Here is a 12173-nt window from a genome sequence, read left to right on the forward strand (position 1 = left end):
CCACCCTGGTAGCGCCGGCCGTTGGCCGGCCCAGGCAGTGCCGGATACAAGAAGGCCCGGCAATGCCGGGCCTTCTTGTTCACGCAGGCATCAAACCCTTACCAGATCACCACGCGCTTGTCGTCGGCGCGCACCATCGCGTCGCCCGGCTTGCACTCGAACGCCTGCGCGAACGCCGGCATGTTCGACGGCGCACCGTTGGCGCGGAAATTGGCCGGCGCGTGCGGGTCGGTGTTCAGGCGCACGCGCAGTTCGCCGTCGGTGAAGTTGCGGCGCCACACCGTGGCCCAGTTCATGAAGAAGCGCTGGTCCTGGCTGTGGCCGTCGACGGCGACGTTGGCCTTGGGGTTCTCCTTCAACGCCATCTGCAGCGCGTCGTAGGCCACGGTCAGGCCGCCCAGGTCACCGATGTTCTCGCCCAGGGTCAACTTGCCCTTCACGTTCACGCCCGGCAGCGATTCGTAGCCATCGAACTGCGCCACCAGCTGGTCGGTGCGGCCGGTGAACGCCTTGCGGTCGCTGTCGGTCCACCAGTTGTCGAAGTTGCCGTTGGCGGCGAACTGGCTGCCCGAATCGTCGTAGCCGTGCATCATTTCGTGGCCGATCACCGCACCGATGCCGCCATAGTTCAACGCCGGATCGGCCTTGGCGTCGAAGAACGGCGCCTGCAGGATCGCCGCCGGGAACACGATCTCGTTCTTGGTTGCGTTGTAATAAGCGTTGACGGTCTGCGGGGTCATGCCCCACTCGGTCCTGTCGACCGGCTTGCCGATCTTGTTGAGCATGTAGCGGTAGTTGAACGCGCGCGCAGCCTGCATGTTGCCCAGGTAGCTGTCGGCATTGGTCTCAAAGCCCGACCAGTCGCGCCACTTGTCGGGGTAACCGATCTTGGGAGTGAAGCTGGCCCACTTCTCCAGCGCCTTCTTGCGGGTGTCTTCGCCCATCCACTCCAGCTTCTCCAGGCGCGCCTTCAGCGCCACCGAGAGGTTTTCCACCAGGTGCTGCATCTGCTCCTTGGATTCGGCCGGGAACACCGCATCCACGTACAGCTGGCCCAGGCCCTCGCCGATCGAGGTGTTCACCGACTCCAAGACACGCTTCCAGCGCGGCTGCATTTCCTTCTGGCCACGCAGCGTGGTGCCGTAGAAATCGAAGTTGGCCTTTTCGAAGGCGCTGCTCAGGTACGGCGCCGCGTCATCGACGGTGTGGAAGCGCAGGTAGGCCTGCCAGGTGGAGGCCGGCACGTCGACCAGCATCTTGTCCACTTCGCTGAAGAAGCCCGGCTGGGCCAGCGAGAACTTCTGCGCGGCCGGCACCTTGAGGGTGTCGAACAGCGCGGTCCAGCTGAAGTTCGGGGTCAGCTTGTCCGCCTCGGCGGCGCTGACCGGGTTGTAGCGCTTGGCCGGGTCGCGCAGTTCAATGCGCGACAGCGAGGCCTTGGCCAGGCGGGTTTCGAAGTCCATCACGGCCTGGGCCTGGATCTTGGCCTGCGCGGCCTCCACGCCGGACAGGGTCAGTGCCTGGGCGATGTAAGCCACGTAGGCCTCGCGGATCTTGGCCTGCGACTCGTCGAAGTAGTAGCCCTTCTCCGGCAGGCCCAGGCCGCCCTGGCCGACGTAGGCGATGACGTTGCCCGAATCCTTGTAATCGGCATTGGCAAACAGCGAGAACAGCACACCCTGGCCCTGCGCCTGGCTGTCGCGCAGGTACTGGGTGATGGCGGCGGTGTCGTTCAGCGCGGCGATCCTGTCCAGCTGCGGCTGCAGCGGAGCGATGCCGGCCGCTTCGATCTTCGCTTCATCCGAACCGGTCTTCCAGATATCGCCGATCTTGGCTTCCACCGAGCCAGCCTTGGCCTGGCTGGCGGCGGCCTGCTGGACCAGTGCGTGCTGCACTTCCAGCGAACGCTCGCGCAGGATCTCGAAGCTGCCCCAGGTGGTCTGGTCGTTCGGCACCGGGTTGGCCTTGAGCCAGCTGCTGTTGACGAAGCCGTTGAGGTCCGTACACGCGGCGATGGCCGGGTCCAGGTCGGCGCTGTTGAGCGAAATCAGCGGGGTCTTGATCTGCGACAGATCGAAGGCTGGCTTGGCATCGGCCACGGCGGCGGCCGGAGCGGTGTCGGTCTTGCCACAGGCCGCCAGCGATGCGGCGATGGCGACGGTCAGGCCCAGCGGGGCCAGCTTGGAAAACTTCATTCGACTCTCCGGCTACAGGTGGATGCATCGCCCGGAATACGGGCAATCTGCGAGCGTAGCGCGGGAGGACGGCCTCTGGACCGGCCAAAGGTCACAGGTGCGGGATGGTTGCGCGCGGAAAGCGTTGGCGTATCAGTTGTTACGTGCCGGGGCGGCCGACGGGCAGCCCGAACCGCAGCCGGACAGGGCCCGGCTCTACGGCGTCATGCAATCAGGCAATTATTTCGCCTTGCCCTGGTTCGCCACGGCCTCAGCCGCCTTGCGCGCCGCTTCCGGGTCGCCCAGGTAACGGAACGACTGCACGGTCAGGTCCTCGTTGAGCTCGAACAGCAACGGAATACCGGTCGGAATGTTGAGCTCCAGGATCGCCTCCTGCGACACGTTGTTGAGGTACTTGTACAGCGCGCGCAGCGAATTGCCGTGCGCGGTGACCAGCACCGTCCTGCCGTCCTTCAGCTGCGGCGCGATCGCATCGAACCAATACGGCAACACCCGCTCCAGCGTGGTCGCCAGCGATTCGGTACCCGGCAGCGCATTGCGATCCAGGCCCGCGTAACGGCGGTCGTGGATCGGATGACCCGGATCCTCGCGGTCCATCGCCGGCGGCGGAATATCGTACGAACGGCGCCAGATCTTGACCTGGTCCTCGCCATGCCTGGCGGCGGTTTCAGCCTTGTCCAAGCCCTGCAGGCCACCGTAGTGGCGTTCGTTCAGGCGCCAGCTCTTGCTCACTGGCAGCCAGTCCTGGTCCAGTTCGGCCAGCGCGCCCTGCAGCGTGTGGATCGCGCGCTTGAGCACCGAGGTGTGCGCCACATCGAACTGCAGCCCTTCCTCGCGCATGAGGCGGCCCGCGGCGGCGGCTTCGCGGCGGCCCTGCTCGGTCAGCGCCACGTCCACCCAACCGGTGAAGCGGTTGTCCAGGTTCCACTGGCTCTGGCCGTGGCGCAACAGTACGAGTTTCCGGGTCACTGCGGTTTCTCCAAGGGGATGGCAAGGCAGAGCGCCATTGTAGCGGCAACCCCATCGTCCCTGCCCCGCCCGAGCACCGCCGCCGCGTCAGGGATGCGGATGGCCGTGGTGGCCCTGCGCATCGGGGCCACTGCGGCGCGGCTCGTGGACCCGGGCATGCGCATGCCCGGCGTGGTCGTGGTCGCCATGCGACGCGTGCGACGCCGGGGTGCCGTCGCCGCAATCATCGCCACAATGATCCGCCTCGATCTGCAGCGTCACATGATCGATGCCAAAATCCTCATGCAGCGCGGTACCCAGTCGTCGACGCAGGCCGTCCGCATCCACCCCTTCGGCGATCACCACGTGCGCGGTCAGCGCCGGGGTGCTCGACGCCAGCGCCCACACGTGCAGGTCATGCACGTCCTGCACCCCCTCGTGCGCGCACAACCGCGCGCGCACCGCGTCCACCTGGATGCCCTTGGGCACGCCTTCCAGCAGCACGTTGATCGCCTCGCGCATCAACACCCACGTGCGCGGCAGCACCCACAACCCGATAAGCACCGCCAGGATCGGATCGATCGGCTTCCAGCCGGTCCAGCGGATCAGCAACGCGCCGATGATCACCGCCACCGAACCCAGCATGTCCGCCCATACTTCCAGGTACGCGCCCTTCACGTTGAGGCTTTCACCGCTGCCGGCGCGCAGCAGGCGCATCGAGACCAGGTTGATCACCAGCCCGAACGCGGCGATCACCAACATGCCGGTGGAGGCGATGTCCTGTGGCTGGCGGAACCGCGCCACCGCTTCCCACAGGATGTAACCGGCCACCACGAACAGCATGCCGCCGTTGATCATCGCCCCCAACGCTTCCAGCCGCGCATAGCCGTAGGTGCGCCGCGCATCCGGCGGGCGCCGGCTCAACCGCACCGCCACCAGCGCGATCATCAGCGCCAGCGTATCGGTGGCCATGTGCGCCGCGTCGGACAACAGCGCCAGGCTGTTGGTCCAGAATGCGCCCGCCACTTCGACGATGAGGAAGGTGGTGGTCAGGCCCAGCGCCCACCACAAGGGTTTCTCGTGGCGGATTTCGCTGGGCAGGTGATCGTGGTCGTGGCCCATGGCAACGGCTCCTGTGCAATGGGGAAAGCCTACTGCTGCAGCCTGCGGGGAGACTATTACGCTGTTTATAACATTGCAGACTGCGCAGTCAGGCAATCAGGCAATCAGGCAGCCACGCACGGCGTGGCTCTACCCCCAGCCGCCCGATGGGGCATACCTGCCGACGCTGCCTGCAGGTAGGATCGGATGGGCGGCGTCTGGCCGCCCTGTCCGCCCTGCTGGATGCCTCCGATGCCGCTTCGCCTCCGTTTTGCTGCCACCCGCCTGATCCTGGCGGGACTCGTCCTCGCGCCGCTGCTGGCGGTTGCCCGCGAGGTGCCCGCGCCGGCCGGGCATGTGGAGGCCGATGGCCCCTACGTGTTCATGACCAGCAAGGGCCACCAGGCGCAGTGGGTCTGCAATGACCACGTGGTCGAGCGTGACCTGCCCGCACGCGGCGACAGCACCGTGGTGCTGCCCGAATGCGGTTACCCGCATCCGTTGACGGTGGCTGCGCCACAGCAGGCCACCCCCGCGCAGTACCCGGCCACGCCGCGCATCGTGGCGGTATCGGACATCCACGGCCAGTACGGCCTGCTGGTGAAGCTGCTGCGCGCTCATCATGTCATCGACAATGACGACCACTGGTCACTGGGCACCGCCACGCTGGTAGTGGCCGGTGATGTATTCGACCGGGGCCCGCAGGTGACCGAAGCCTTCTGGCTGCTGTACAGCCTGCAGCAGCAGGCCGCTGCAGCCGGTGGCGCGGTGCACTTCGTGCTGGGCAACCATGAAACCATGGTGCTGTACGACGACCTGCGCTACGTGAACCCCAAATACCTCAAGAGCGCCCAGCTGCTGGGCCGCAGCTACCCGGCGCTGTACGGCGCCGACTCGGTGATCGGCCAGTGGCTGCGGACCCGCCCGGTGATGCTGCAGATCGGCGATACGCTGTTCCTGCACGGCGGCATCGCGCCGCAGAACCTGGACCTGGTGCGCGCTCTGGACGCCACCAATACCTTGTACCAGGCCTCGGTCGGCCTGCCCAAGGACCAGGTCAAGGCCGCACCGGATACTGCGCGCCTGTTCGACGGCAAGACCAGTCCGATCTGGTTCCGTGGTTACTTTGACGGACAGATGGATACCGAGCAGGTCGATACCCTGCTCAAGGACCTCGATCTCAAGCGCATCGTGGTCGGGCACACCTCGATGCCGCACGTGAGCAGCTTCCACGGTGGGCGCATCATTGCCATCGACAGCAGCATCAAGAACGGCGAGAACGGCGAACTGCTGTTCATCGAAGACGGCGTGGTCAGCCGTGGACTGCTGGATGGCTCACGGGTGCCGCTGGCCGAAGGAAAGATGGGCCTGGAGGACTGACCGGCCTTCGCAGGCCGGTCAGCCGAGGAGCTTACTTACCGCGCTTGGCCAAGTTCTCGCGCAGCGTTTCCAGCCGGCCGTGCAGGTCCTTCAGGGCACTGCTGCCCTTGCCCACCAGCCAGGACGCTTCGTCTTCCAGCACGGTGCCCAGATTGCGCTGGTTGTCTGGCAACGGCGGCAGGATGTGCGCGAAGTAGGTCTTGTCCAGCACCCGGTGCAGCAGCCGCTCGCCGGGGAACGGCTCGTTGTTGTTGAGCGCACGTGCGGCCCGGATCAGGTTGCGCACGTCGTACTGCACCGGGCTCAGGTCGGGCACCTGCTTGGCCAGGCCCAGCAGCGTGTACACCGCCACGCGCGCGGTACGCACCGAGCTTTCCATGGTGAACACCACATCGTTGCGGGTTTCCACGAACTGCCCGAGCAGGCCCAGGTTGGTGCAGCCCTTGGGCACCACGTGCGGGCGATCACCGGCCGCACGTGGCATGAACTGCGCGGTGATGTACGGCATCAGCGCGGTGCGCACCTTGGTGTTGGCCGCAATCGCGTCGATCTGGTCGACGATGCCCAGGTGGTAGCACAGCTCGGCCAGGATCTCGCGCCCGGTACAGGCCGGCATCGGCTTGGCCACGTGGTTGCCGTCCTGGTCCATCAGCAGCGCGTAGACCCACACCACCAGCACGTCGCCGGGCTGGCCGATGAAGTGCGGCTGGCGGTTCACGGTGAAGCTCAGCACCCAGTTGGAGTCGGTGAAGGTGATCACCCCGCCGGTGGCGGTCTTCCCCGAATAGGGATCATTGACCGACAGTTCGCGGATCTTGTCGGTCAGCGGTGACGGGCGGCAGGTCAGCGTGGCCGATTCCCACATCGAGCCGTCCACATCGCTGTAGAACTTCTCCGGCTTGCCGAAGATCGGTGACTGCGCGGCCAGGTTGCGCCACAGCGTCCAGTCGCTGTCTTCGCCCGGGGTACTCGGCCCGCGCTTCAGCACCGGCGCCGTATCCAGGTCGCCGTAGGCGGTACCTTCGGTGATCGAGCCGGTCAGCGCGAACACCAGGTCACCCTCGGCCACCGGCAGCAGCGTGTCCTCGCCGCCCACGCGGCAACGCAGCCCGGTGACCGTGCGTGATCCGCCATCGACGCGCATTTCCATGTCGACCACGCGCGTGCCGAAGGTGACCTGCACGCCCTGCCCGCGCAGCATGTTCACCAGCGGCTTCACGAAGCTCTCGTACTGGTTGTACTTGGGGAACACCAGCGCGGACATGTCATTGAAGCCATCCAATGCATCCAGGAAACGATGCATGTACAGCTTCATTTCCAACAGGCTCTGCCAGTTCTCGAAGGCGAACATCGAGCGCCAGAAGAACCAGAAATTGCTCTGCAGGAAGCCGTCGCTGAAGTAATCCTCGATGGTCACATCATCGAGGTCTTCCTTGCGCTTGAGCAGCAGCCTGACCAGCTCCCACTGCTGCGGCCTGCTCAGCCCGAAACTGGAAAAATCCTTGATCTTTCCCTGCTGGTGCATCAGCCGGGCCTTGGAGTAGTTCGGGTCGGCGTCGTTCACCGCCCGGTACTCGTCCAGCACACTGTAGCCCTCGGGCAGTTCCAGCGCCGGCACGTCCTGGAACATGTCCCAGAAGTTGTCGTAGTTCCAGTTCATCTCACGGCCGCCGCGGATCAGGTAACCCTGCTCGGGGTTACCGGCGCCATCGAGCGAACCGCCTTCGATGTCCAGGCTGTCGATCAGGGTGATGTTGGCCGCCGGCATGCCGCCGTCGCGGATCAGGTAGAAGGCGGCGGCCAGCCCGGCGATGCCGGTGCCGATGATCCAGGCCTTGCGCGTGGCCACTCCTTCCGGGGCCACGGGGCGGTTGCGCATGTAGGCGCCCATGGTATCGGGCGGCGGCAGTGTGTTCTCGGGTCGGTTGGACCAGTAGCCGGCCGTGGCATCGGGCTCTTTTTCGATCGCCGGCGCGCGGCGCGCGCCGTTTTTCTCGACAGCCATATCAACACTCCTTCGGGGGATGGGACCTGCGCTGCTCCAGCGATGGTACCCACCCCGCCTGTGAAGGCGGTTGATCCGTGTCAATCCAGGCGCATGTCCTTACGCGCCCTGTTCGGCGGTGACCAGCGGCGTTGTCCGCGCCGGGCGGCTGGGGAAGGCGTGGCGCACGATCCGCCACATCACCTGGCCGAACTGCCTGGGCAGCGAACCGGTGTTGTAGTGCTGGCCATAGCGCGCGCAGATGTCCTTCACCTCCACGGCGATGGCCGCGTAGCGGTTGGCCGGCACGTCCGGGTAGAAGTGGTGCTCGATCTGGTGGCTGAGGTTGCCGGTCATCAGGTTCATCACCCTGCCACCGGCGATGTTGGACGAACCGCGCAGCTGGCGCAGGTACCAGTGGCCACGGGTTTCATCGCGCACGCATTCCTTCGGGAAGGTTTCCGCATCGGCGGTGAAGTGGCCGCAGAAGATCACCACGTAGGTCCACACGTTGCGGATCACGTTGGCCACCACGTTGCCCAGCAGCACCGGCAGGAAGAACGGGCCGGCCAGCGCCGGGAACAGCAGGTAGTCCTTGAACATCTGCTTGCCCATCTTGTGCCCGACCGGGCGCGCCTGCGCCAGCAGCTGGCGGAAGGTGATCTTGCCGGCGAACCAGCGGCCCAGGCGCAGGTCCTGGATGGCGATGCCCCATTCGAACAGCAACGCGAACACCACCGCCACCACCGGCTGGGTCAGGTAGAACGGACGCCAGCGCTGCTCGGGGAAGATCCGCAGCAGGCCATAGCCGATGTCGTCGTCCAGCCCGCGCACGTTGGTGTAGGTGTGGTGGCGGAAGTTGTGGGTCTTGCGCCAGTTGTCGGCGGTGCCGACGATGTCCCATTCGTAGGTACTGCCCTGCAGCTGCGGGTCGCCCATCCAGTCGTACTGGCCGTGGATGACGTTGTGGGCCAGCTCCATGTTCTCCAGGATCTTGGACAGCGCCAGCAACACCACGCCGGCGATCCACGCCGGAATCAGCACGCTGTGCACGAACGCACCCAGGAACAGCAGCGCGCGCCCGGCCACGCCGGTCCAGCGCACGCCCGCGACCACGCGGCGGATATAGCGCGCGTCGGCGTCGCCCAGCGTCGCCAGGTGGCGGGCACGCAAGGCGTCGAGTTCGTTGCCGAACGCGTCGAGTTCGGCGGCGGTCAACACACGGTTCTGCACGGCAGGCATGCTCAAAGCTCCAGGATCAGGTCGGTGCTGGCGCTGTTCACGCACAGCTTCACTTGCGTGGCCGGTTCGGCCGCGTATTCGCCGGTCAGGGTGTGGCGGGTCACGCCACTGGCCTTGCCGCATACGCAGGTATTGCAGATACCCATGCGGCAGCCGCTGGCCGGGCGCAGCCCTTCGTCTTCCAGCGCCTGCAGCAGCGAGGAGCCGCGCGGCAGTTCCAGGGTGCGACCGCTGCGGCGCAGTTCAACCCGCACCGTGCCCGTCTCGGCATCGCTCAGGACCGGCGGCGTGAACGCTTCGGACTGCAGCGACGCCACCTGCCCGTGCAGGCGGGCGTGCGCGGTTTCGACGAAACCGCCCGGGCCGCATGCCATCACCTGCGCGCTGGACAGGTCGCCCAGCACGCTGAAATCGTAGCTCCCCACGCGCGCGGCAGGCGCGGTCGGGTCGCGGGTCAGGGCCAGGTGCAGGCGGAAGCCCGGGTGGCGCGCGGCAATGTCAGCCAGCTCCTCGGCGAAGCACACGGTCCCGCGCTGCTGCGCCCAGTACACCAGGTCGACCTGCACCGGCATGCCGACGACCTCCAGCTGGCGCACCAGCGCGCGCATCGGCGTGATTCCGCTGCCAGCGGCCAGCAGCAGCACGCGCGCGGCAGGTATTGCCGGCAAGGTCATCTCACCAAAGGCCTGGCCCAGCTCGAATACCTCGCCCACCTGCGCGTGCTGCGCCAGGTGCTGGCTGACCTTGCCCCCGGCGACCGTTTTCACGGTGATCGCCAGGCAGCCGTCATCCAGCACCGACGGGCTGTAACTGCGCGACAGCCGGCGGCCATCCACCTCTACCCCCAGGTTCACGTGCTGGCCCGGGGCCACGCCACGGAAATGCCGGTTCGGGCGCAGCACCAGGGTGACCGAGTCGGCGCTGGCGGCATGGCGGGACACCAGCCGCGCCCGCGCCCGGCGCAGGGTCCACAGCGGATGCACCCGGCCAGCCCAGAAGTCGAAAAGCTCCTCGGACACCCACTGGCGGGGCGAGAGGAACGAACGGCGGGCGACTGGACGAGGGAGAGCGCTCATGCCGCCACTATACGGGCGAGCATACAGGTGTGTATACAGTTGTATATTGCCCAGACCGGCTATGATTCAGGGACTTGACCGTCTGGCCTCTGGATGACCCCGCCCGATTCTCACCTGACCGTCCACGACGACGCCCTGCCGGCCCGTAAAGCCTCGATTTCACGTGAGGATCTGCTGGCCGCCGCCCTGACCCTGATCGGCCCGCATCGCAGCGTGTCGACCCTGAGTCTGCGCGAGGTCGCCCGCGAAGCCGGCATCGCCCCGAACTCGTTCTATCGGCAGTTCCGCGACATGGACGAACTGACCGTGGCCCTGATCGACCTGGCCGGCCGCTCGCTGCGCACCATCATCGGCGAGTCACGGCAGCGCGCGGCATCGTCGGACCGCAGCGTCATTCGCCTGTCGGTGGAAACGTTTTTCGAGCAGCTGCGCGCTGACGACCGGCTGCTGCACGTGCTGCTGCGCGAAGGCAGCGCCGGCTCGGATGCGTTCAAGCAGGCCGTCGAGCGCGAACTGAACTACTTCGAAGAAGAGCTTTGCGTGGACCTGATCCGGTTGGCCCATGCCGACAATGGCGCCGTGCTGCATGAGCCGCACCTGGTGGCCAAGGCGATCACGCGACTGGTGTTCGCCATGGGCGGTACCGCGCTGGACCAGCCGCCCGAGCGCGACCCGGAGATGATCGAACAGACCGCGCAGATGCTGCGCATGATCATCACCGGTGCACGGACGATTGCGGGATATCCGCCTACCGTGCATTCAACGGCTGCGCATCAGCGCCGATAGCACTGACGCTCGACCACGCGGTCGCCGTTCTTGTTCTGCTGGTTGCCCTGGATCTGGCGGCCCGCCGCGCCGCCGGCTACCGCGCCCGCCACGGTGGCAATCTTCCTGCCGCTGCCGCCGCCCACCTGGTTGCCCAACAGGCCACCCACCACCGCACCGGTGGCTGTACCGGCGATGCGGTTCGGGTCCCTGCTGTTGCGCTGCACCTCGACGTTCTTGCAGACCACCTTGGTGCCATCGTTGAAGCGGCGCCCTTCGTCCTTCGGCCCGTAGGTCTGGGCGCTGGCGCTGAACACCGATGCCATCAGGGCGGCTGCACACAGCACGTTTCGGGTAGAGAGATTCATGGTTGGCTCCTCGCTTCAGGACGTATGCCAGTGTCAGCGCGGCGCTGGGAACCCCCTGTGAAAAGCCGTCGATGTCACGTCAAGGCCACACGTTCTGTTCAGCCGGGAGCAACAGGAGCGGATCCGGCAAGTCGATCAGTGGTTGGCCACCGCATATTTCTTCTCCCCGGCAAGCACCGCCAGCCGCGTGCGCTGACCGTTGGCGTCCTGCTGGACCAGCCGATTCTCCGGCGGCGGCAGCGGGCAGGTGGCGAAGTCCGTGTACGCGCAGGGCGGGTTGTGCGCGCGGTTGAAGTCCACGATCACCGTACCGTCCGCCGCGACCGGATCGGTGCGCAGGTAGCGCCCCACCCCATAGGTCAGCCGGCCGGTGCTCTGGTCCTGGAACATCAGGTTCAAGCCTTTGGCCGGGTCGCCCAGGGCTTCCAACCGCCACTCACGCCCTTCCTTCTCGAATACCACATAGCCCGGATTGGGATTGTCGGCGATCTCGCCGATCACGCTCACGATGGGGAGTGTCCTGCCCGCCGGGTGCGGAACGAACCGCGCCTGCACGCGCCAGTTCTCATCGGCGGGGAAGAACGTCAGGCCCGCGAAATCCCGGCGTGCCGGCGCATCCGCATGGCGCACCCGCAAGGCCAGGCGCTGACCGCGCTTGATCGCGGTGATCTGGCCCTTGCCCTGGTCATAGGCCAACTTCGTTCCACCGCCCGCCCCCTCTGGCTCCAGGCGTACTTCACCCTGTACCGGCTTGCCGTCGGCCGTGATGGGCACGCCCGCAGCGACTTGGAAGTACAGGCCATCGGCGCGCTGCTCCACCTCGCCCAGTCGATCCGGCGCGATGGACAGGCGGATCGCATTGTCCGCGCCCCCACCCACACTGCGCTTGCCTGCTTCGATCCAGTGCAGCCCGATCAGGCTGGTCCAGCCATCCGGCTTGCTCAGGTCCGCGCTGCGTTGACGTACCCACCGCGTGTGTTGGTCCTGGAAATCCAGCGCCGCGGCTGCGGCCGCGGATGCGGAGGACACCCCTGTGGCCCGGTCCTGCGGACTGCACGCGGTCGCGAGCAGGGTGACCACGAACAGCGAAACGACTGCATGCGTCTTCATGATG

At 66.4% G+C, this 12173-nt stretch carries 10 protein-coding genes; 2 read left to right on the top strand and 8 right to left on the bottom strand.

Annotation, left to right across the window (positions count from 1 at the left end; genetic code table 11):
• Window positions 1-98 precede the first annotated feature (98 nt).
• The 3 genes from WIX41_RS03615 to WIX41_RS03625 all read right to left on the bottom strand — a co-directional run bounded on the left by WIX41_RS03615 (window position 99) and on the right by WIX41_RS03625 (window position 4265).
• Complete coding sequence (locus WIX41_RS03615; RefSeq protein WP_339445800.1) at window positions 99-2195, bottom strand: M13 family metallopeptidase; 2097 nt, start codon at window positions 2193-2195, stop codon at window positions 99-101.
• 219 nt (window positions 2196-2414) lie between these two features.
• Complete coding sequence (gpmA, locus tag WIX41_RS03620) at window positions 2415-3164, bottom strand: 2,3-diphosphoglycerate-dependent phosphoglycerate mutase (RefSeq protein ID WP_339445801.1); 750 nt, start codon at window positions 3162-3164, stop codon at window positions 2415-2417.
• Window positions 3165-3251: 87 nt separating this feature from the next.
• Entirely contained in the window at window positions 3252-4265 is a 1014-nt protein-coding gene (locus WIX41_RS03625; RefSeq protein ID WP_339445802.1) for a cation diffusion facilitator family transporter, read from the bottom strand.
• Window positions 4266-4496: 231 nt separating this feature from the next.
• Between WIX41_RS03625 and WIX41_RS03630 the strand changes: the two genes are divergently transcribed.
• Entirely contained in the window at window positions 4497-5624 is a 1128-nt protein-coding gene (locus WIX41_RS03630) for a metallophosphoesterase (protein ID WP_339445803.1), read from the top strand.
• Between the two features lie 31 nt (window positions 5625-5655).
• Here the strand turns inward: WIX41_RS03630 and WIX41_RS03635 are convergent, their stop codons facing one another.
• The 3 genes from WIX41_RS03635 to WIX41_RS03645 form a co-directional block, all read right to left on the bottom strand.
• On the bottom strand, window positions 5656-7629 hold the full coding sequence (locus tag WIX41_RS03635; RefSeq protein ID WP_339445804.1) for an oleate hydratase: 1974 nt from the start codon (window positions 7627-7629) through the stop codon (window positions 5656-5658).
• Window positions 7630-7728: 99 nt separating this feature from the next.
• A complete protein-coding gene (locus tag WIX41_RS03640) occupies window positions 7729-8850 on the bottom strand; it encodes a fatty acid desaturase family protein (RefSeq protein ID WP_339445805.1) in 1122 nt (373 codons plus the stop codon).
• 2 nt (window positions 8851-8852) lie between these two features.
• Window positions 8853-9926, bottom strand: coding sequence for a ferredoxin reductase (locus WIX41_RS03645; protein WP_339445806.1), 1074 nt, complete (start codon window positions 9924-9926; stop codon window positions 8853-8855).
• A gap of 93 nt (window positions 9927-10019) precedes the next feature.
• Between WIX41_RS03645 and fabR the strand changes: the two genes are divergently transcribed.
• Window positions 10020-10712, top strand: a complete 693-nt coding sequence (gene fabR / locus WIX41_RS03650) for an HTH-type transcriptional repressor FabR (protein ID WP_339445807.1) — start codon at window positions 10020-10022, stop codon at window positions 10710-10712.
• Here the strand turns inward: fabR and WIX41_RS03655 are convergent.
• Both WIX41_RS03655 and WIX41_RS03660 read right to left on the bottom strand, forming a co-directional pair.
• Window positions 10700-11059, bottom strand: a complete 360-nt coding sequence (locus WIX41_RS03655; RefSeq protein ID WP_339445808.1) for a glycine zipper 2TM domain-containing protein — start codon at window positions 11057-11059, stop codon at window positions 10700-10702. The genes fabR and WIX41_RS03655 overlap by 13 nt on opposite strands.
• Before the next feature lie 135 nt (window positions 11060-11194).
• On the bottom strand, window positions 11195-12169 hold the full coding sequence (locus WIX41_RS03660) for a DUF1684 domain-containing protein (protein WP_339445809.1): 975 nt from the start codon (window positions 12167-12169) through the stop codon (window positions 11195-11197).
• Window positions 12170-12173: the final 4 nt, after the last annotated feature.

The sequence above is a fragment of the Stenotrophomonas sp. AB1(2024) genome (assembly GCF_037482345.1).
In the GTDB taxonomy this organism is placed as follows: domain Bacteria; phylum Pseudomonadota; class Gammaproteobacteria; order Xanthomonadales; family Xanthomonadaceae; genus Stenotrophomonas.